This window comes from Reyranella sp. GW821-FHT14A01, from assembly GCF_058803965.1.
Map to the genome: position 1 here is coordinate 340,813 of NZ_JBXAPM010000003.1, position 21,045 is coordinate 361,857.

Genomic DNA, 21,045 nt, shown 5'->3' on the forward strand with positions numbered 1-21,045 from the left:
AAAGGGGCGTAGCATATAGGCGGCGGCGATGGCGAAGTCACGCAGCCCCTGATCAAGCCAACCATGCGCCCGCAAAGCCTCACCCCCCTCTTCGCCCAGGTCACGTCGCTGCCCGGAATCGGTCCGCGGCTGGCGACGCTCGTGGAGAAACTGGTGGGTCCGCTGGTCGTCGACCTGCTGTGGCACCTGCCCGTCGGCGTGATCGACCGGCGGAACGCGCCCGACATCGCCCAGGCGCGCGGCGGCGAGGTCGCGACGCTCACCGTGACGGTCGATGAGCACATCGTCCCGCACAGCCCGCGCCAGCCCTACAAGGTCTGGTGCAGCGACGAGAGCGGCCGGGTCTGCTTCACCTACTTCAACGGCCGCGAGGACTATCTCAAGAAGCTGCTGCCGCCCGGCGAGACGCGCGTGGTGAGCGGAAAGGTCGAGATCTACCAGGGCGAGGTGCAGATGACGCACCCCGACCATGTCGTGCCGCTCGATGAGCGGGCCTCGATCCTGCGGGTCGAGCCCGTCTACGGCCTGACCGCCGGCCTCACACAGAAGCCGGTACAGAAGGCCATCACTGCCGCCGTCGAGCGCGCGCCGGGCCTCACCGAGTGGCAGGACGCCGCCTTCCACAGGAAGCAGGGCTGGAGCGACTGGAAAACGGCGATCGCGCGTGTGCATGCGCCCGAGGAGCTGGGCGATCTCTCGCCTGCTTGCCCTGCCCGCGCCCGCCTCGCCTTCGACGAGTTGCTGGCCAGCCAGCTCGCCATCGCGCTGGTGCGCCATCACAATCGCACGCTCGCCGGTCATGCCACCAGGGGCGACGGACGCCTACGCAAAGCCGCCCTCGCCTCGCTGGGCTTCGAGCTAACCGTAAGCCAGACCCAGGCCATCGCCGAGATTGCCGACGATCTCGGCAAAGAGCAGCGCATGGTGCGGTTGCTGCAGGGCGATGTCGGCAGCGGCAAGACGCTGGTCGCGCTGCTCGCCATGCTGATCTGCGTCGAGGCCGGCGCCCAGGCCGCGATGATGGCACCCACCGAGCTTCTGGCGCGCCAGCACTTCGCCACCATCGCGCCGATCGCCGAGGCGGCCGGGGTGCGCATCGCGCTGCTGACCGGGCGCGACGGCCAGCGCGCGAAGAAGCAGACCTTGCAGGGGTTGGCAGACGGCACGATCCAGCTCGTGGTCGGCACGCATGCACTGGTGCAGGAGGATGTCGAGTTCGCCGACCTCGCAATGGCCGTGGTCGACGAGCAGCACCGGTTCGGCGTGCATCAGCGCATGGCGCTGTCGTCGAAGGGCCATGCCGTCGATCTCCTCGTCATGACGGCGACGCCGATCCCGCGCACCTTGATGCTTGCAGCTTACGGCGACCTCGATGTCTCCAAGCTCACCGAGAAGCCCAAGGGCCGGCAGCCGATCGACACGCGGGCACTGCCGCTTGAACGCATCGGCGAGGTGGCGCAAGGCATCGGCCGCCAGATCGCCAATGGCGCGCGCGTCTACTGGGTCTGTCCGCTGATCGAGGAATCGGAGGAGATCGATCTCGCCAACGTGACTGAACGCTTCCAGCTGTTGAGCGACCGCTTCCCCGGCAAGGTCGGCTTGCTGCACGGCCGGCTGAAGAGCGCCGAGCGCGAGGCCACGATGGCGGCTTTCGCCGACGGGCGCCTGTCCATCCTGGTTGCGACGACCGTGATCGAGGTCGGCGTCGACGTGCCGGCGGCCACGGTAATGGTGATCGAGCATGCCGAGCGCTTCGGCCTCGCCCAGCTCCACCAGCTGCGTGGCCGGGTCGGACGTGGCAGTGCCAAGTCGACCTGCCTGCTTCTCTACGCCCTGCCGCTCGGCGAGACTGCCAAGGCGCGGATCGCGATCATGCGCGAGACCGAGGACGGGTTCCGCATCGCCGAGGAGGACCTGAATCTGCGCGGCGCCGGCGAGCTTTTAGGCACGCGCCAGAGCGGCCTGCCCGACATGCGGCTGGCCGACCTCGCCGTCCACAACGAGCTGCTCGAGGCTGCGCGCGACGACGCGCGACTGGTAATTGCCCGCGACCCCGACCTGCAGACCGAACGCGGCCAGGCCCTGCGCGCGCTCCTCTACCTCTTCCGCCGCGACGACGCAGTGCGGACGCTGCGGGCGGGGTGATCAGCCGAGCTGGCTGACGTAGGTGCGCAGCGCATCGCGAGCCGCCTCGACCTCCTTGTCCGCATCGGCACGCCGCTTGGCGAGGGCTTCGAGGTCGGTTTCCTGCTTGTCGAGCGTTGCGAGGTAACGACGCTGCAAGTCGCTGTTGGCGGGCACGCGTGAGAGGTTCTCACGCAGGCGCGCCTGCTCCTGCACGATCGCCTGCCGTTCGGTGTCGACTTGCGTCACCTTGCGCTGGGCTTCGGCCACCGTCTGCTGGAGCTGCAACACCTTGGTCAGCGCCTCACGCGTCTTGGCGTCGAACTCGCGGGCCTGGGCGTAGACGCGGATCTGCTCGGCCGCGCTCTCGACCAGCCGGATCTCCTGCTGCTGCGTCTGCTCCTGCACGACCTCGAAGGTCTGCGTCTGGTCGCCGCCCGGGAGCTGGAAAGGGATGCGATAGTTGCCTTCGCTCAGCTCCACGTCCTTCGTCTCGGGCTTGGTCAGGGTCCAGCCCGGCAGGCGGCGTTGCACGACGATGAGCTGGCGCGGCTCCTTGGCCGGGCCGCGCACGCGATAGGTCGTGGTCTGGCGGATGACGCGCGACAGGCGCAATGCGCCGTTGGAAATGGTACCTGTCGCCACCCGTTCGGTCTGCGCGATGTCGCGCTCTATGACGATCTTCTCGTCGAGCGCATAGGCCAGCAGGCGCGTCTCGCCGACCGGGAAGCCCGACAGGCGGGCGTCGCCGACGTAGGAGACGTAGCCGCCCTTGTCGCGCTCGTAGAGCGTGATGATGCCCGGCGGCAGGCCCGATTCACCGTCGTTGGTCAGGCGGATTGCCGCCAGTGGATTACGCGCGGCGGTGTCGGCCTGATAGAGCGCGAGCCGCGCAGCCGGCACCTGACGGTCGACGATCGGAATGGAAAGCGTGCGGCCGTTCTCGACGGTGACCGCGCGCGGGAACTTGAAGATCACCTGCGTTGCGGCGTCACTCGCTTCGATTTGCTCGGCAGCCGCGGCCACTGCGGGCGGCGGAGGCGCCGCCATGGTCCCCACGGTGGTCGACCGCTCCTGCTGCGCACGATAGGGAGCGGGCGCAGGAGGCGGCGGTGGCATCGGCATGGAAGACTTGGCGCGCTGCTGGTCGGCCATGACGCCGCCGCGATCGATGCCTGGCATGAGGCGGCCGGCAATCTCGACCGGCACTTCAGGACGTGTCACGTAATAGGCATTGTAGAGAGCCTGCCGGAACGCGACCGGCCGGCCAGACACGAGCGTAAGCTCGACATCCTTCCAGTCCTGGCCGCTCAGGTTCTCGACGACGGCCCAGCCCTGGAGCGCGGAGCGCGCCGCAGTCGGATCGGCGCCGAGCGTCAATCGGTAGGAGGCCTTCCAGACCGGCGCTTCGACGATGTAGGCGACGCGCACGGTACGCTTGCCCTGTCCGCGCATCGCGAGGTCGATGGTGCGCGCGTCCTTGGCACGGTTGCCCTGGATAGCGACCAGCGCCTGGCCGACCTTGTCGCGCAGGGCGGCATCGGCAAATTGCAGGTTTTCGGCATCCTCCAGGATGAACTGCTGCAGGCCGCGGTCGGTGTAGAGTGTCACACGCGTGCGCTTCACCATGCCCTTGTTGTCGGGCAGCGCGATGCTGTCCTCCTCGACCGACACGATGCGGCCGGAGATCGAGCGGCTGCCCCCCACGGTGACCTGGGCGCCCTTCAGGGTCTGGAGCAGCTCGGCCGGCGAGCCCAGTGAATTCTGATCGAACGGCAGATCCTTGAACGCCTGCGCCAGCGGCTCGCGGCCCGGCAGGCTGAGCCCGCCCACCCCGCCCTTGTCGTCATAGACCACGAGGCTTTTGAGCACGTCGTCGACCTGGCCGAGCGACACGGTGAGCTTTAGCGTAGTGTCGCCATCGACGCTGGCCTCGTATTCGAAGTAGCCGAGACCGCCGGACGACAGCATGACTCGCTTCAACGCGAGGTCCTGGGCGAAGGCGAAGGATGGCAACGCTACAAGACCCAGCAGGGCCACGACGTTCATCAAAAGGCGCATGGTCTCTCCCGGACGTTGCCCGCGCAGCGTGCACAGCGACTGTGACGCAAGCGCGGCAGCGGCGCGGCCAACTACGGGCGCGGCTTCTGGCTAGGAAAGCGCGTCCTTGAGGGCTTCGAGCGGGAGAAGTACGCACTCTTGCCGCGACTTGTGCGCGGCCACGGGCGCGAAGGCATCGAACGGTTCATGCGTCTCGCCGGGTTCGCGGCCCAGCGCGCGTTCGGCGTCGTGACGCAGGTCGGCGATGCCTGCCGCGTTGCGGCCGATGGCGACCGAGGAGAGAGCGGAGGCCGAGGCCTGGCAGAGGAGGCAGCCGCGCACCTGATGGCCGATCTCGGCGATGCGCCCTTCCCCGTCCAGCCGCACATCGAGGATCACGCGGTCGCCGCACAGCGGGTTGTCGCGCCGCGCCGTCCTGGTCGGGTTCTCGAGCTTGCCGGCGCCGGTCTTGGCCTTGGCGAGCGCGACGATGCGCTCCTGATAAAGCTGGTCGCTCATCGCAGGGTCTTCGCGGCGTGCGCCACGCCCGCCAGCAGTGCGTCGATGTCGCTGTTGTCGTTGTACGGCGCCATCGAGACACGCGTCGTGCCGTCGAGGTCGAAGCGATCCATCAGCGGCTGCGCGCAGTGATGGCCGGCGCGCACAGCGACGCCGAACGAATCGAGGGTCTGCGCCACGTCGTGCGGATGCACACCGTCGAGCATGAACGACACGACGGGATAGCGGTTCTGCAGGCTGGCCGGCCCGAAGAGCTGCGTACCCTCGATCTTCTGCAAGCCATCCATCAAGCGCTGCACCAGCGCCATCTCGTGATCGTGCGCGCCTGCCCAGTCGAGTGCCTGCATCCAGGCACAGGCCGCACCAAGCCCGATTGCTGGACCGATGGCTGGTGTCCCCGCCTCGAAGCGTCGCGGCGACGGCGCCCAGGTCGTTTCAGCGAGGGTCACGCGGCCAATCATCGAGCCACCACCCATGAAGGGCGGCATCGCATCCAGAAGCTCTGGCTTGCCCCACAGAACGCCGATGCCGTTCGGCCCGTAGGCCTTATGGCCGGCGAAGGCATAGAAATCGATACCGAGCGACGGCAGGTCGAGCGGCCCGTGCGGCGCGCGCTGGGCACCGTCGAGCATCACTTTCGCGCCGACCGCTTTTGCCGCTTCGACGACGGCGCGCACATCGAGCAGCGCGCCGGTGACGTTCGAGACATGGGCCAGTGACACCAGCTTGGTGTTGGGCGTCAGCAGACGCGGTAGTGCCGTGAGATCGATTCGGCCGTCGGGCGAGACCGGCAGCATGTCGAGCTCAATGCCCGAACGTGACCGCAGCAACTGCCACGGCACGATGTTCGAGTGATGTTCTATCTCCGAGATCAAGATGCGGTCGCCGGGTTTCAGCAACGAGCCGTAGGAATAAGCGACCAGATTGATCGCTGCCGTGCAGCCGCCGGTGAAGACGACTTCCATGGTCGGCACACCGAGGAACGACGCGACCTGGGCCCGGGCATTCTCGTAGGCCTCGGTCGCGCGCTCGGCCAGGCGATGGACGCCGCGCAACACGTTGGCGCGGCTGGTCGTCTCGTAGTGACGCACCGCGTCGATCACCGTGAGCGGCGTCTGCGCCGAGGCCCCGTTGTCGAGATAGTGGACGGGCAAACCGTCGATTATCTCGGACAGGATCGGGAACTGGCCGCGAACGGCGGCGACGTCGAAGCTCATTGTTCAGTCTCTTCGCTGGGAGCGCGCCACTCCAGTGGCGCTTCTTCCGCGCGGTTGTCATGATGCATGAGCGCGACTGGAGTCGCGCGCTCCCAGCAAGACATCATGCCGGTACCCTCGCCCGCCACGCTGCCAGCGCCTCGGGTGTGTCGATGTCGGTGATCGCAGCCTCGCCCGTCATCTCGACCTCGCAGACGAGATCGGCGTGCTCGCCGATCAGGTGCTTGGCGCCGCTGTCGCCGGACAGTTTCGCCATCTCGGCGAAGAAGCGGCGCGCCCACAGGACGGGATTGCCGCGCTTGCCGCCAACGGTCGGCACGCAGATCGAGCGGCCCTCGACCGGGCTGAAGGCGGCCATCAACCGGTTGAGCAGCGGGGCGCCGACGCCTGGCATGTCGCCGAGCTGGACGACCGCCGCATCGACAGTCGTCGGCAGCGCGCCGATGCCGGTGCGCACCGAAGTGCTGAGGCCTTCGGCGAAATCGGGATTGGTGACGAAGCGTACCCGCGACTTTGGCGGTATCGCCTTCTCGACCACCGGACGAATCTCGCCGGCCATATGACCCAGCACGACTACGACCTCGACCGCCTGTGAGGCGAGTGCCGCCTTCACGGCATGCACCACCAGCGGCGCGCCGTCGGCCTCGGCCAGCAGCTTGTTCGGCCCGCCCATGCGGGTGGAGCGGCCGGCGGCCAGCACCAACACTGCAACGCGCGGCGCCTGCTGCGGCCCGGCTTCGTCGGATTCGGTCTCGTCGCGCGGCTGCGGCCGCGTGGGGATTTCCGCCAGCAACCCGCCCGCGCCCATGCGCACGATCTCGGCGCGCCCGACCGGCAGACGCGCGGCGAGACGCTCCAGCACCATGTCGAAGCCGTTGTACTTGGGCGACTTGGCGCAGCCCGGCAGGCCGAGCACCGGCATGCCATCGAGCTCGCCGGTCAGCAGCAGGTTGCCGGGATCGACCGGCATGCCGAAATGGATGACCTTGCCGCCTGCCGCTTCGATGCCGGCCGGCACGACATCGTTGCGGTCGACGATCGCCGAGGCGCCGGCGATCAGGAACAGGTCGCAGCCCTCGGACTTCAGTTCCGCCAACGCATCGGCAATCGCCTTGGCATCGTGCGCAACGCGGCGCTCGCCGTTCAGCGTGCTGCCGAGCGAGGTCAGGCGCTTGGTGGTCGTGCCGACCGCCTTGTCGAGAACCTTGTCGCGCGTTCCCGGGAGCTTGGTCTGAACGAGTCCCGCGCGCATCGCGTGGAAGGGCGCGACCGAGATCATCGGCCGGTTGGCTTCCTTGGCCACGCCGACGGCACGCGCCACCGCCGTCTTCGGTGCGCCGTAGGGAATGATCTTCACCGTCGCCACCATCTGGCGCGGCTCGACGCGGGCAAACGGAGGAAGCGTGGCGACCGTCACCGATTCATCGAGCTCGTTCAGCGCATCGATGCGTCCCTGGTCGAGCACGGCGAGCCCGGCTTCGCGGGCGAAATGATTGCAGCGGCCGGTGAAGGCTGCGGTAACGTCGATCCCCTCGCCCGCCAGTGCCTTCGCGACCGTCGCCGCGGCCTCGTCCTCGTGCATGTCGTCGGCGTCGAGACGCGCGGCGACCACCGTCGAGACGCCGGCCTCCTTCAGGCGTGCGATATCATCGTCCGAGAGGATGCGGCCCTTGGAGAAATTGATGCCGTCGGCGCGCCGGCTGTGCGCCAGGATGGCGCCGCTGGCCTCGTCGATCGGTGTCTCGCCGAATCTCACGCTGCGGCCACCTTCGGGGCCGACAAAGCTTCGAGGCGGCGCGCCCGCACCTCGATGATCTGGCCCAGGATCGACACGGCGATCTCGGCCGGCGACTTGGCGCCGATGTTGAGACCGACCGGCCCATGCACGCGGGTGAACATCTCGTCGGTGATGCCGACCTCGGCCAGGCGCTCCTTGCGCTTGGCGTGGGTTTTCCGGCTGCCCAGTGCGCCAATGTAGAAGACGTCGGACTTGAGCGCCGATTCGAGCGCCGGATCGTCGAGCTTGGGATCGTGCGTCAGGGTCACGACGGCGGTCGAGACGTCGAGGCCCATCGCCTGGAAGGCCTCGTCGGCCCAGTCCTGGATCACCTTCACGCCGGGAAAGCGTTGCGTCGTCGCCCAGGCGCCGCGCGGATCGACGACCGTGACGTCGAATTCGAGCATGGCCGCCATCGGCGCCAGCGACTGCGCGATATGCACCGCGCCCACGATGATCAATCGCGGCGGCGGCACGTAGACGTTCAGGAAGATCTTGGCGCCGCCGACGTCGATCGTCTCGCTCTTGCCGATATCCATGGCACGCTGCGCAGCCGAGAGGATCGCGGCATCGCCCGCGAGCTCGCCCTTCGCGTCATCCCGATAGACCAACGCTTCGGCGGCATCGCTCAAGCGGGTGGCGAGCGTCACCGCCCGCCGCTTGGCGCGCGCTTCCTGGAGGGCGGTAAGAGTCTCGGCCCTCATCAGTTCACCTTCTCGACGAAGACCTGGACCTTGCCGCCGCAGGCCAGGCCGACATCCCAGGCCTGCTCGTCGGTCACGCCGAAATCGAGCAGACGCGGCTTTCCGTCCTTGATGGCGTCGAGCGCCTCCCGGACGACGGCGCCTTCGATACAACCGCCGGAGACCGAGCCCACCATGTTGCCGGCATCGTCGACGCCGAGCTGGCTGCCGACCGGGCGCGGCGAGGATCCCCAGGTGACGATCACCGTGGCGACCGCAACGCCCTTGCCGTCGGCCTTCCACTTGCCGACCTGATCGAGAACTTCAAGTGCATCGCTCATGGTCTACTCCTTGCGAAGTTCGGTCTGCCATCCCGCCAGGCGTTTGTCGGGCCCGACAGTGCGGGAACCCAGCGCCGCGATCAGGCCGGACAGGCTCTCCAGATTGTGGACGGGCCTGAATTCGTCGACGTGCGGCAACATGGCCTTGTTGCCCTGAGATTTGGGCTCATAGCCGCCGTACCGCAAGAGCGGGTTGAGCCAGATCATGCGTGAGCAGGATTTATGCAAGCGTTCCATTTCCTCATCCAAACCGCTCGCCCCCTCGCGATCGAGCCCGTCGGTGATGAGGAGAACGACCGCACCCTGCCCCAGGACGCGGCGCGACCACTTGTTGTTGAACTCGTGCAGCGCCTGGCCGATGCGCGTGCCGCCCGACCAGTCCTCGACCTGCGACGATGCCTTCTGCAAGGCGATATCGACGTCACGGTTGCGCAAGGCGCGCGTCACGTTCGACAGGCGCGTGCCGAAGGTGAAGCAGTAGACCCGGTCGCGGTCGTTGGTGATGGCGTGCATGAAATGCAGGAACATGCGCGTGTAGCGGGCCATCGAGCCGGAGATGTCGCACAGGATGACCAGTGGCGGCGGCCGTTGGCGCGGCTCGCGCTTGCGCAGTTCCGTCAGCCCCTCGGGGCGCAGCGCGCGGCGCAGCGAGGCGCGGAAGTCGACCCTCGGGCCGCGGCGCGCCGGCTGGTAGCGGCGCGTCTTGCGCTCCGGTACCGGCAGGCGCAACCGGGAGATGGCCCGCAGCGCCTCGTCGATCTCGGCCTGGGACATCTGCTCGAAGTCGCGCGTCTGCAGGACCTCGCGGTCCGACACGGTGAAGGTTGCCTCGACCTCGACTTCCGGCGGCTCCTCGGATTGTTCCGGCGCCTCGCCCTGCCCCGGCTGCAGCGCTTCCTGCAGGCGGCGGCTGAGCTGCTTGCCCTTGTCCTGCTGGGCCGGCACGTCGATCTGCGGCAGCAGCATGTCCATCATCTTCTCGAGCAGGCGCGGATTGCGCCAGTAGACGTGGAAGGCCTGGTCGAAGATCTCCCGCTGGTCGCGGCGGTTCACGAACACCGAATGGAGCGTCCAGTAGAAGTCGTCGCGATTGCGCAGCCCCGCCGCCTCCACCGCCTCGATGGCGCGCAGGATCTGCCCCGGCCCGACGCGCAGGCCCGCCGTGCGCAGCGTCCGCGCGAAATGCACGATGTTGCTGGCGAGCTTGCCGTCGCGCGGCTCGCGTCCCGGAAGCCCGGCCGGCGGATCGGGCAGCGTGTCCATGGACGGTTCAGCCCAGCGGCTGGGCGGCGATATCGGACTTCACCTTGCGCAGGATCTCGGCCGCTTCCGAGCCCTGCAGGCGCTGGATGTCGTCCTGGTACTTGAGCAGCACGCCCAGCGTGTCGTTGATCGTGCGCGGATCGAGGTCGAGCGCGTCGAGTTCCGACAGCGCGGTCGACCAGTCGATCGTCTCGGCAACGCCGGGCGCTTTGAACAGGTCGAGCTTGCGCAGCTCCTGGACGAAACCCACGACCTGGCGCGACAGGCGCTCGCTGGCCCCAGGCGCCTTGACCCTGAGGATCTCCAGCTCGCGCTTCAGGTCGGGATAGTCGACCCAGTGATAGAAGCAGCGCCGCTTCAGCGCGTCGTGGATCTCGCGCGTGCGGTTCGAGGTGATGATGACGATCGGCCGTTCCGCCGCCTTCACCGTGCCGAGCTCCGGGATCGTCACCTGGAAGTCCGAGAGCACTTCCAGCAGATAGGCCTCGAACGGCTCGTCGGTGCGGTCCAGCTCGTCGATCAGCAGGATCGGCGCGCCGTCGACATGCGGCTGCAGCGCTTCGAGCAGCGGACGGCGGATCAGGAACTTCTCATCGAAGATGTCGGCCGCGATTTCGTTGCGGTCATGCACGCCCTGCGCTTCGGCGAGGCGGATCTCGATCATCTGGCGGGCATAGTTCCACTCGTAAACCGCCGAGGCGACGTCGAGGCCCTCGTAGCATTGCAGGCGGATCAGTGGCCGCTTCAGGGTCTGCGCCAGCACCTTGGCGATCTCGGTCTTGCCGACACCCGCCTCGCCTTCGCAGAACAACGGCCGCCCGAGCTTGAGGGCGAGATAGAGGACGGTGGCGAGGCTGCGGTCGGCGATATAGTCGCCGCCTTTCAGCAACTCGACGGTGGCGTCGATGGACGCCGGCATGGGCGAAGACATGAAACTCCCGAAAACGCTTGGAGACGCTGAAGCGCCAGTATGGCGGCCAGTGTAGCGGATGGTCCGGTGCGCCGATATGGTAGGAATTGCGAGATAATTCAAGGATTTGGGAGGAAAGCATGGAGGACGGGTTGTTCAAGGGCAGGACTGCCATCGTGACGGGCGGTGCGCGCGGAATCGGTCTGGCCTGTGCTGCGAAGATCACCGAAGGCGGCGGGCGCGTGGCCCTCTGGGACCGCGATCTCGATCGCACCCAGCAATCCGCCGCCGCCCTGAAGGGTGCGGTCGCCATCGCAGTCGATGTGACGAGCGAGGCCGACGTCGCCAAGGCGCTCGCAGAGACCGAGAAGCTGCTGGCGCCGCCGGACATCCTGGTCGCCAGCGCCGGCATCACCGGCCCCAACACGACCGTGGCCAAATATCCCGTCGACGCCTGGCGGCAGGTGATCGACATCAACCTGACCGGCGTCTTCCTGACCAACCGTGTGGTGGTCGACGGGATGGTGGCGCGCGGCTGGGGCCGCATCGTCAACATCGCCTCGGTCGCCGGCAAGGAAGGCAACCCGAACGCCTCGGCCTACTCCGCTTCGAAGGCCGGCGTCATCGGCCTCACCAAGTCGCTCGGCAAGGAACTTGCTACGAGCGGCGTGCTGGTGAACTGCGTCGCGCCGGCGGTGGTGAAGACGGAGTTGTTCAGCCAGATGACCGAGCAGCACATCAACTACATGCTCTCGAAGATTCCGATGAACCGCTTCGGCGAGGTCGCGGAAGTGGCCGAGATGGTCGCGTGGCTTGCCTCCTCCCATTGCACCTTCGCGACAGGCGCGGCTTTCGATCTCTCTGGTGGCAGAGCAACTTATTAAGGGCGACCTACTGATGTCTCTGCATGAACTCACGCTGACGGAACTCTCCGTCGGCCTCGCTGCAAAGCGTTTCTCCTCCCGCGAAGTGATCGACGCCCTGCTCGCCCGCATCGAAAAGGCCGACGGCAAGCTGCACGCCTTCTCCGAGGTCTATGCCAAGGAAGCGCGCGCCATCGCCGACGGCGCCGACGCCGCGCGCGCCTCGGGCTTCCCGCTGCCGCCGCTGCACGGCCTGCCGGTCGCCTACAAGGATCTCTGCGATATCGCCGGCCGCATCGGCACCGGCGGCTCGAAGATGTGGGAGAAGCGCGTCGCGACCGAGACGTCGAACACGGTGGAGCGCCTGACCGCCGCCGGCATGGTGCCGCTCGGCAAGCTGCACATGGTCGAGTTCGCCTTCGGCGGCTGGGGCACCAATCCGCTGATGGGCACGCCGTGGAATCCCTGGGACCTCAAGACCCATCGCACGCCGGGCGGCTCGTCGAGCGGCACCGGTGTCGCCGTGGCGGCGCGGCTGACGCCCGCGGGTATCGGCAGCGACACCGGCGGTTCGGTGCGCATCCCCTGCGCCTTCAATGGCCTCGTGGGGCTCAAGGTCACGTTCGGCCGCATCAGCCTGCACGGCACGATGCTCCTGTCGTGGACCCTCGATTCGATCGGCCCGATGACGCGCTCCGTCGAGGACTGCGCCCTGATGCTCAACGCATTGGCCGCGCCCGACCCGCGCGATCCGACGACACTCAACCAGCCGCTTGAGGATTTCACCGCCTCAACCCGCGGTGGCTCGATCAAGGGCATGCGCATCGCCCTGCCCGACGCCTCGGCGCTGCCGGAGTGCCACGCCGACGTGCTCGAAGCCTGGCAGGCGTCGGCCAAAAAGCTGGAAGAACTGGGCGCCATCGTCGAGCCGGTGAAGATTCCCGAATGGTATTTCAATCTCGGTGTCGGTGCAGGATCGATCTCGGCCTCGGAACTGTGGTCGCTGCATCGCGGCTGGATCGAGGATATGAACCAGCCGATCGGCGCCGGCGTGCGCGGCCGCGCGATGGCCGCCAAGGGCTTCGCCCCGGCCCTCTATGCCGAGGAGCTGCGCCGCATGGCGGAGCGCCGCGTGGCGTTCAACAAGTGGATGGCGCCCTACGACGCTTTACTGACGCCGACCCTGGCTTCGGGCGCGATCCCGGTCGCCGACGTCGACGAAACCTCGCCCGCCATCTCGCTGATGACGCGCCCCGGTAACTATCTCGGCCTCTGCGGCCTGTCGCTGCCAAACGGCTTCTCAAAGGGCCTGCCAGTCGGCATCCAGCTCCTCGGCAAGCCCTACGCCGAGGGCACTGTGCTCAAGATCGGCAAGGCGCTGCAGGACGCCACCGACTTCCACAAACGTACCCCGGACCTGTTGGCGCTGGGTCTGTAGCTGGGGGCGCGTCACTCCAGTGACGCGTCTTCTGTTGCAACACCGCATGACGCGTCACTGGAGTGACGCGCCCCCAGCTCAATCCCGCTGCGGCATGCCCTGAGGCACGACCGTCTTCACCAGCGACGCGTCGAGCGCCTCGTACTCGTGGTAGCGAATCGTGTCGTAGAGTTCCTGCCGGGTCTGCATGCGGTCGATCACGTTTTGCGTACCGCCGTCGCGCTGGATGGCGGCGAACACGCCCTCCTGCGCCTTGTTGGCGGCGCGTAGCGCCGAGACAGGCCAGATCACCATCCGGTAGCCCATCGCCTCGAACTCCGAGGCTGTGAAGAATGGCGTGCGGCCGAACTCGGTCATGTTGGCCAAAAGCTTCACGCCGGGCATCGCCTTGGCGAAGGCGCGGAACATGTCGGCGTTGGTGAGCGCCTCGGGGAAGATCGCATCGGCGCCGGCCTCGATGTAGAGCTTCGCGCGTGCCACGGCGCCGTCGATGCCCTCGCTCGCCGCCGCGTCGGTGCGCGCAATGATGAACAGATTGCGGCGCGCCTTGGCGGCGGCGGCGACCTTGGCCGCCATGTCGTGCAGCTCGGCGAGTTTCTTGTTGTTCAGGTGGCCGCATTTCTTCGGAAGGAGCTGGTCCTCGAGATGGACGGCGGCGGCGCCCGCCTCCTCGAAGGCTCGCACCATGTGCATGACGTTCAGCGCCTCGCCGTAGCCGGTGTCGCCATCGACCAGGACCGGGAGGCCCGAGGAGCGAGCGACCTGGCGGATGAAGAAGCAGACCTCGTCGACCGTGATGACGCCGAGATCGGGCAGGCCCATCGAGGACGACATGGCCGCGCCCGAGAGATAGAGCGCCTCGAAGCCTGCCTTGGCCGCCTGCAAGGCCGCGATGCCGTTGTGCGTGCCGGGCATGCGCAGGATCTGCGGCCGTTCAAGCAGGGTGCGGAAACGGAGGCCGGCCGGCTCCGTCGGAAGGTCGGCTGCAACGAGATACGGCATGGCTTCTCCCCTTCAGCTTTTTTGCGGCTTGCGTCCCTGCCAGCCGACCATGAGGCCCGCGCCGACGACCACGGCCGTCCCGAGCCAGGTGTAGAAATCAGGCACTTCGGCGAACATCAGGTAGCCCACGATGACCGACCCGATCATCTGCGTATAGTTGAACGGCGCCACGAAGTTGGCCGAGGCATAGGTCAGGGCCTTGGCGACGCAATAGTGGCCCAGCGCGCCCAACGCCCCAAGCGAGCAGAGCAGCGCCAGGTCGACCCAGCCTGTCGGCGTCTTCCAATGGAACGGCAGCCAGGCCGACATGATGATCGCGCCCAAGAGGACGCTGTAGAAGATCGACGTGGCCGGCGCGTCGATGCCCGCGAGACGCCGGATCAGGATCTGGTACATCGCGTAGCAGATCGCGCTGCACAGCAGCAGCAGCGATTGCCACTGGAAGACCGCGCTGCCTGGCCGGATCACGATCAGCACGCCGACGAAGCCCACGATCACGGCGGCCATCCGGAAGACGGTGATGCGCTCGCCCAGCAACGGCCATGCGAGCAGCACGACGGCGAGCGGCGCCACGAAGGTGACGGCGATCGCCTCGGCGACCGGAATGGATTTCACCGCCGAGAAGAAGAACAGCGTCGAGAGCATCATCATCACCGAGCTGACGAACTGCGTGCCGATGCGGCGCGTGCGCAGCAGCCCCAGCCCCATGCGCGGCATGAAGACGGCGGCCACCAGCACGAGATGCAGGATGATCCGGAACCAGACGATCTCCTGCGGGTCGTAGGTCGCGGCCAGCAGCTTCACCAGTCCGTTCATGACCGGGAACAGCGCGCAGGCCGTGCACATGAAAAGCACGCCCAGCAATGGCCTCGAGGTTCGGCTGGGTGGTCTGAGCTCGGCCACTTGTCTCAGCGCAGGAAGCGTTCGAGCGAGCCCAGCAGCAGGGTGCCGCCCGTGGCGATGACGATCAGCGAGGCGGCGATGGCCGTGAAGCGGCCGATCTCCTGCGAGCGCCCCTCGGCGATGATCAGCCGGTGCGCCACCATCGAGGCCATGCCGATGGCCGCCAGGGTGATCGCCATGCCGAGCGCGATAGCGATGACGCCGACGACGCCCGCCCACAGCACATCGAGCGCGATCGCCAGAAGAATGATGATCAGCGCGCCGGCGCAGGGCGCGATGCCGGCCGCCGTCAGCAGCAGCCAGCCGGCGATCGTGCGCTGCGGCGGCTCGTGATCGTGGTGATGATGGTGGTGATCGTGGCCATGGTCGTGATGATGACCGTGGTCGTGCCCATGATCGTGTTCGCCGTGGGGATGCTCATGCAGACGGCCGGTGATGCCGGCCCACAGGCGCCAGAAGCCGACCAGCAGGATCAACGTATAGGAGACGATCTCGACGTTGCGCACCTCGCGCATCGCACCCAGCAGGCCCACCGTCGAGGAGAGCTTCAGCGCGCCGGCCAGCAGCAGTGCGGCCAGCGTATGGGTGAAGGCGATCCAGCCGCCGGCAAGAATGCCCTCGATCCAGGCGCGCGGCCGGCTGCTGTCGAGGAAGTAGGCCACCACGACAGCCTTGCCGTGCCCCGGCCCCAGCGTGTGCACGACGCCATAGCCGAAGCAGACGGTGACCAGCGTCCACAGCGCCAGCGAGCCCGTGCCCGACTGCACGTCGCGCAGCGAAGTCGAGAGGACTTGGTTGATGCGGCGCTGGTACTCCGCCGAATAGCGGGCCAGTTCGGCGACGCCGTCGCTGAACACCAGCGCGCCGCCGAGCGCGACGAGCAGGAGAAGCCCGACCCACAGGAAGGGCGAACGCAGAGCGGAAGTCCTCACGGAAGCTGGCATGTCACCACATCGGCAAAAACGGGATAGCCACGTATGAACTCGGCCTTATGGGTTGGAGACTTGCCCAAGGTGCAGTGGGCCGGGACCGAGGCCTTGTCGACCTCGATGCGGATGAAGTCCTCCGGATCGTAGGTCGCGATCGATACGAGCCTGGAAGGTTCGGGCAGCGCGAAGCGCATGACGTAGACGAGGTTGCGCGGCCCCTGCTTGCGCGGGCCCTGGGCGGGATCGGCGCGCTTGTTGGTCGGCATCGGCATGCCGGCATTGTCGCCGGCGTTGCGGTCCCATTCCGGCGGGATGAAGCTCGCCGGATCGTCGATGCGGGCGGAGAATTGTGGCGCCTTGGGCGGCCGGAAATCCTTCCCGCCGGTGTTGATCCAGCTCAGGTACCCGTACTTGCCCAGCTCGGGCATCATCTCGTCGGACAGCAGCTTGGTCTCGCGGGCGGAGAACTTGCCGTTCTTGTCCTCGTCGATCAGCGGGATCTCGACCTCGCTGGAGAACGGGTCGAAGCGCCATTCGATCTCAACATGGGTGTAGTTGCCGTCCTTGGCGACCATGCGCACGACCTGCTGGACGATGATGTGCGGGTGGGCAAAGGCCGCCGCGGGGACAACCAGCGTCACGGCAGCCAGGATCGCGGCGAGCAGCCGCCTCATGCGAGGTTGTCCTGCGGTACGGCGCGCGGCTTGCCCTCGTCGTCGATCGCCACGAACACGAAGGTACCGTGGGTCACCCGGATGTCGGTTTCCTCGTGACGACGCTGCACCACGGTCTCGAGCCCGATGGTGATCGACGTCCGGCCGACCTTCACGACTTCCCCATAGATCGACACCATGTCTCCCACCTTGATCGGCTGGACGAAGGTCATGGCCGTGATCGCCACCGTGGCCACCCGCCCCTTCGCCACCCGGGCCGCGAGCGAGCCGCCCGCGATATCCATCTGGCTCAGCACCCAACCGCCGAAAATGTCGCCATTTCCGTTCATGTCGGCGGGCTGCGGAACGGTCCTTACGATCGGATCGCGGCGACTTTCGGACATCAATTCCTCACCGGATGTGGTTGCTTTCGCGTGTTTTTGCTACCATACCCATGCCCTACCGGCCACCAAGCGATCCCCTCGCGCGGCCGAGGAAAGACAAGAAGCAGGCATGGCACGAAACGGCGATCTCTTCGATCGGTCTGGCGGCGGCAAGCGTGCCGCGGGGCCGAAGGAAAATTCCTACACGGCCCAGGACATCGAGGTGCTGGAGGGGCTCGAACCCGTCCGCAAGCGCCCCGGCATGTATATCGGCGGCACCGATGAACGGGCCATGCATCATCTCGTGGCCGAGATCCTGGACAACTCCATGGACGAGGCCGTCGCCGGCCATGCCGACACGATCTGGCTGGAGATGCTGCCGGGGAATTACGTCGCGATCCGCGACAATGGCCGCGGCATGCCGGTCGATCCGCACCCGAAGTTCAAGAACAAGTCGGCGCTGGAGGTGATCCTCACCACGCTGCACGCAGGCGGCAAGTTCAACAGCAAGGTCTACGCCACGTCGGGCGGCCTGCACGGCGTCGGCGCCTCGGTCGTGAACGCCCTGTCGGACGATCTCGTCGTGGAGGTCGCGCGCGACCGCCAGGCCTGGACGCAAAGTTTCTCGCGCGGCCTGCCCGTCAACAAACTCAAATCGGCGGGTCCCGCCCCCAACCGGCGCGGCACGACCGTCACCTTCCATCCCGACCCGGAGATATTCGGCAAGCAGCAGTTCGTGCCTGAGCGCCTCTACAAGATGGTGCGCTCCAAGGGTTACCTGTTCCGCGGCGTCGAGATCCGCTGGAAGTGCGACAAGTCCCTGCTCCCGAAGAGCGGCGAGATCCCCGAGGAAGAGACGTTCCACTTCCCCGGCGGCCTCAAGGACTATGTCACCTCCGAGATCGGCCAGCGGCCGACCGTCGTGCCGCAGCCCTTCGCCGGCGAGGCCAAGAGCGACAGCAACGGTAAGGTCGAGTGGGCCGTGTGGTGGCCGAACGACGAGGAAGGCTTCGTCCGCTCCTACTGCAATACCGTGCCGACCGCCGAGGGCGGCACGCACGAATCGGGCTTCCGCAGCGCGCTGGTGCGCGGCCTCAAACGCTACGCCGAGCTGACCGGCAACCGCAAGGGCTCGGTCATCACCGCCGACGACGTGATCGACGGTTCCGCCGCCCTCGTCTCGGTCTTCATCGAGCAGCCGCAGTTCCAGGGCCAGACCAAGGAAAAGCTGGTCAGCGTCGAGGCGACGAAGATCGTCGAAACGATCGTCGGCGACAATTTCGAGCACTGGCTGATCGGCGACAAGGAAGCGGGCAACGTCTTGCTCGAGCATGTCGTGGCCAAGGCCGAGGAGCGTCTGCGCCGCCGCCAGGATCGCGAACAGCAGCGCAAGACGGCGACGCGCAAGCTGCGCCTGCCGGGCAAGCTCGCCGACTGCTCCAGCTCGGCCTCGATCGGCACTGAGATCTTCCTGGTCGAGGGCGATTCGGCCGGCGGTTCGGCCAAGGCCGCACGCAACCGCGAGACCCAGGCCATCCTGCCGCTGCGCGGCAAGATACTGAACGTGGCCAGCGCCACCTCCGAGAAGATGCGCGAGAACCAGGAAATCCAGGACCTGATCCAGGCCCTGGGCTGCGGCGCCGGCAACCACTACAACGACGACCGCCTGCGCTACGAGCGGGTCATCATCATGACCGACGCCGACGTCGACGGCGCGCACATCGCCTCGCTGCTGATGACGTTCTTCTACCGTGAGATGCCGAAGCTCATCCAGAACGGCCATCTGTTCCTGGCCCAGCCGCCGCTGTTCCGCCTGAGCAAGGGCGGCCGCACCGAATATGCCCAGGACGACGCGCAGCGGGATGAGTTGATCCGCACGGTGTTCAACGGCAAGGCCGACATCACGCGCTTCAAGGGCCTGGGCGAGATGCAGTCGGTGCATCTGCGCGAGACGACCATGGACCCGAGCAAGCGCGTTCTGCTGAAGGTCGACGTGCCGCTGATCAGCGAGTCCGAGCCGGACTCCCGGGTCGATGACATGCGCACCCGCACCCTCGTCGAGGACCTGATGGGCCGCAAGCCGGAGAAGCGCTACGCCTTCATCCAGGAGAACGCCAAGTTCGCGCGCGACCTCGACGTCTGACCCGGCTTACGGCAGGTTTACGCGCCACACGCAGAAAAGTGACATCCCCGGAGGTGTGCCGGGCGTATGATAGGCGGATAATCCGCGGAGGAGTTTGCCCAATGCGTTTCAGGTCCAAAATCGCCGCCGCGCTGCTGGCGATAGTCGCCATTCCCGCCGCCGCCTACGCGGCCACCATCGGCGGCACCTACTACGCGGTGCAGTACGACTATCGCGAATTCTTCGCCGCCACCGACGGCAAGAACTTCCAGGTGGTTCTCCAGGGGAATCCCTTCCCCGGAACGGCGGATCCCGCGATCGTGGCGCGCGACCTGCTGCCGATGATGCAGGCCGCCAAGCCGATGCCGCGGCTCACCTTCACCTACGAGAACCCGCCGGAACCGCCGCGGCCCAACTACCGTCTCATGCTGGTCTTCGATCCGGCGAACGATCTCAACAGCGACACGGTCTGCAAGGGCAACCCGGCGCGCTATAAGCCCAACAAGCCCGGCGTTTTCTATGTCTACGCCATCTACTGCCGCAACGACATGACCATGTCCGAGACGACCGCCTGGACGCCCGCGAACGGCCCCGACGACCCCCGGATCGCCCAGCTCTTCCGCGAGCTGTTTATGGTCATCTTCTCCGACTCGCCATCGCTGCGCCCCAACCAGGGCGGCGGCACAGGCCGCATCTAGCGGCCGCGCCCAAGCGCTCCACAGGGAACCTCTGCTAACCAGACGGCACAATGGCCGTCTGGTATTCCCTCCTCGATCTCGCCCTCTCCCGCCTTGACGCGGAAGCCGCGCATGGCCTTGCCATCCGCGCGCTGAAGACCGGCCTCATGCCGGGCGACCGGCGCCCTGACGCTCCCTCGCTGGCGACGAAGATCTGGGGTCGGTCACTGCCCAACCCGATCGGCCTGGCCGCCGGTTTCGACAAGAATGCCGAGGTGGCCGACGCCATGCTGGCCCAGGGCTTCGGCCTGGTGGAGATCGGCAGCGTCACGCCGCGGCCGCAGGAGGGCAATCCGCGCCCTCGTCTGTTCCGGCTGCCCGAGGATCGCGGCGTTATCAACCGGATGGGCTTTCCCGGCCACGGGCTGGAGGCCGCCCGCTCCCGCCTCGCCATCCGCCCGCGCCGCGGTTTCGTCGGCGTCAATATCGGCGCCAACAAGGACAGCACCGACCGCGCCGCCGACTATGTGACGGGGTGCGTCGCGCTGGCGCCCTATGCCGACTATCTCGTCTGCAACGTCTCCTCGCCCAACACGCCGGGCCTCCGCAACCTGCAGGGACGCACCGAACTCGCCGGCCTGCTGAAGCGCGTGCAGGACGCGATCGCGGCCAAGCCCGTGCCGCTGGTCGTCAAGATCGCCCCCGACGCGACCGACGACGATCTCGACGACATTGTCTTCGTTTGCCGCGACCTGAAGCTCGACGGCATCATCATCGGCAACACCACCCTGTCGCGACCTGCCTCACTGCGGTCGGACCGGAAGGGCGAGACCGGCGGTCTTTCAGGCGCGCCCCTCACGGCGCTGTCGACCCAGGTGCTGCGCAAGACCGCCCAGCGCGTCGAGCGCCAGTTTCCTCTCGTCGGCTGCGGCGGCGTCGCCTCAGGCGCCGACGCCTACGCCAAGATCCGCGCCGGTGCGACCCTGGTGCAACTCTATTCGGCGATGGTCTACGAGGGCCCGCCGCTGATCCGGCGCATCAAGGATGAGCTGGCGGCGCTGCTGGCGCGGGATGGCTTCAAGTCGGTGGCCGATGCCGTCGGCGTCGATCTGCGCGGTTGAGACGCCGCGCAAGGATCCCTCGCTGCGCTCGGGATGACACCTTTTCCTTGTTTGCGGCGCACTCCGCTGATCCAAGCAAC

The 21,045-nt window shown here is 67.2% G+C and carries 19 protein-coding genes; 6 read left to right on the forward strand and 13 right to left on the reverse strand.

Going from position 1 to position 21,045, the window contains the following annotated elements:
• Positions 1 to 63 precede the first annotated feature (63 nt).
• The gene (recG, locus tag AC1ROX_RS08315; protein WP_493124275.1) at positions 64 to 2,145 is read left to right on the forward strand and encodes an ATP-dependent DNA helicase RecG; all 2,082 of its coding nucleotides are present in this window, start codon (positions 64 to 66) and stop codon (positions 2,143 to 2,145) included.
• On the opposite strand, the gene AC1ROX_RS08320 is transcribed toward recG, so the two are convergent.
• From AC1ROX_RS08320 to AC1ROX_RS08355, 8 genes are all read right to left on the reverse strand, one after another.
• Complete coding sequence (locus AC1ROX_RS08320) at positions 2,146 to 4,185, reverse strand: DUF4139 domain-containing protein (RefSeq protein ID WP_493124276.1); 2,040 nt, start codon at positions 4,183 to 4,185, stop codon at positions 2,146 to 2,148.
• A gap of 90 nt (positions 4,186 to 4,275) precedes the next feature.
• On the reverse strand, positions 4,276 to 4,683 hold the full coding sequence (locus AC1ROX_RS08325) for an iron-sulfur cluster assembly scaffold protein (RefSeq protein ID WP_493124278.1): 408 nt from the start codon (positions 4,681 to 4,683) through the stop codon (positions 4,276 to 4,278).
• Positions 4,680 to 5,900, reverse strand: a complete 1,221-nt coding sequence (locus AC1ROX_RS08330) for an aminotransferase class V-fold PLP-dependent enzyme (RefSeq protein WP_493124280.1) — start codon at positions 5,898 to 5,900, stop codon at positions 4,680 to 4,682. The genes AC1ROX_RS08325 and AC1ROX_RS08330 overlap by 4 nt, the downstream gene beginning before the upstream one ends.
• Positions 5,901 to 6,003: 103 nt before the next feature.
• The gene (locus AC1ROX_RS08335) at positions 6,004 to 7,656 is read right to left on the reverse strand and encodes an NTP transferase domain-containing protein (RefSeq protein WP_493124282.1); all 1,653 of its coding nucleotides are present in this window, start codon (positions 7,654 to 7,656) and stop codon (positions 6,004 to 6,006) included.
• Entirely contained in the window at positions 7,653 to 8,381 is a 729-nt protein-coding gene (locus AC1ROX_RS08340; RefSeq protein WP_493124284.1) for an XdhC family protein, read from the reverse strand. Before AC1ROX_RS08340 ends, AC1ROX_RS08335 begins: the two co-directional genes overlap by 4 nt.
• Entirely contained in the window at positions 8,381 to 8,701 is a 321-nt protein-coding gene (locus AC1ROX_RS08345) for an XdhC family protein (RefSeq protein WP_493110780.1), read from the reverse strand. Before AC1ROX_RS08345 ends, AC1ROX_RS08340 begins: the two co-directional genes overlap by 1 nt.
• A 3-nt stretch (positions 8,702 to 8,704) precedes the next feature.
• Positions 8,705 to 9,964 (reverse strand): vWA domain-containing protein, encoded by a 1,260-nt coding sequence (locus tag AC1ROX_RS08350; RefSeq protein WP_493124286.1) that lies wholly within the window; start codon positions 9,962 to 9,964, stop codon positions 8,705 to 8,707.
• 7 nt (positions 9,965 to 9,971) lie between these two features.
• Entirely contained in the window at positions 9,972 to 10,895 is a 924-nt protein-coding gene (locus tag AC1ROX_RS08355) for an AAA family ATPase (protein ID WP_493124288.1), read from the reverse strand.
• A gap of 119 nt (positions 10,896 to 11,014) precedes the next feature.
• Here AC1ROX_RS08355 and AC1ROX_RS08360 point away from each other — a divergent pair, with 119 nt between their 5' ends.
• Both AC1ROX_RS08360 and AC1ROX_RS08365 read left to right on the forward strand, forming a co-directional pair.
• A complete protein-coding gene (locus AC1ROX_RS08360) occupies positions 11,015 to 11,758 on the forward strand; it encodes an SDR family NAD(P)-dependent oxidoreductase (protein WP_493124290.1) in 744 nt (247 codons plus the stop codon).
• Between the two features lie 13 nt (positions 11,759 to 11,771).
• Entirely contained in the window at positions 11,772 to 13,175 is a 1,404-nt protein-coding gene (locus AC1ROX_RS08365; RefSeq protein WP_493124292.1) for an amidase, read from the forward strand.
• Between the two features lie 78 nt (positions 13,176 to 13,253).
• Here AC1ROX_RS08365 and prpB read toward each other — a convergent pair whose 3' ends face one another.
• Genes prpB through AC1ROX_RS08390 form a run of 5 tightly spaced genes read right to left on the reverse strand, consistent with a single transcriptional unit; the run spans position 13,254 to position 17,066 of the window.
• Positions 13,254 to 14,177, reverse strand: a complete 924-nt coding sequence (gene prpB, locus AC1ROX_RS08370) for a methylisocitrate lyase (RefSeq protein WP_493124294.1) — start codon at positions 14,175 to 14,177, stop codon at positions 13,254 to 13,256.
• 12 nt (positions 14,178 to 14,189) lie between these two features.
• A complete protein-coding gene (locus AC1ROX_RS08375; protein WP_493124297.1) occupies positions 14,190 to 15,080 on the reverse strand; it encodes a DMT family transporter in 891 nt (296 codons plus the stop codon).
• 5 nt (positions 15,081 to 15,085) lie between these two features.
• Entirely contained in the window at positions 15,086 to 16,012 is a 927-nt protein-coding gene (locus tag AC1ROX_RS08380; RefSeq protein ID WP_493124299.1) for a HoxN/HupN/NixA family nickel/cobalt transporter, read from the reverse strand.
• Positions 16,009 to 16,683: a DUF1007 family protein gene (locus AC1ROX_RS08385; RefSeq protein ID WP_493124301.1), complete on the reverse strand. Its 675-nt coding sequence runs from the start codon at positions 16,681 to 16,683 to the stop codon at positions 16,009 to 16,011. Before AC1ROX_RS08385 ends, AC1ROX_RS08380 begins: the two co-directional genes overlap by 4 nt.
• Positions 16,680 to 17,066, reverse strand: a complete 387-nt coding sequence (locus tag AC1ROX_RS08390; protein ID WP_493124303.1) for an acyl-CoA thioesterase — start codon at positions 17,064 to 17,066, stop codon at positions 16,680 to 16,682. Before AC1ROX_RS08390 ends, AC1ROX_RS08385 begins: the two co-directional genes overlap by 4 nt.
• 109 nt (positions 17,067 to 17,175) lie before the next feature.
• Here AC1ROX_RS08390 and parE point away from each other — a divergent pair, with 109 nt between their 5' ends.
• The 3 genes from parE (at position 17,176) to AC1ROX_RS08405 (ending at position 20,965) form a co-directional block, all read left to right on the forward strand.
• A complete protein-coding gene (gene parE / locus AC1ROX_RS08395) occupies positions 17,176 to 19,188 on the forward strand; it encodes a DNA topoisomerase IV subunit B (protein ID WP_493124305.1) in 2,013 nt (670 codons plus the stop codon).
• Between the two features lie 101 nt (positions 19,189 to 19,289).
• Positions 19,290 to 19,865, forward strand: a complete 576-nt coding sequence (locus AC1ROX_RS08400; protein ID WP_493124307.1) for a hypothetical protein — start codon at positions 19,290 to 19,292, stop codon at positions 19,863 to 19,865.
• A 50-nt stretch (positions 19,866 to 19,915) separates the two neighbouring features.
• Positions 19,916 to 20,965 (forward strand): quinone-dependent dihydroorotate dehydrogenase, encoded by a 1,050-nt coding sequence (locus AC1ROX_RS08405; protein WP_493124309.1) that lies wholly within the window; start codon positions 19,916 to 19,918, stop codon positions 20,963 to 20,965.
• Positions 20,966 to 21,045 lie beyond the last annotated feature (80 nt).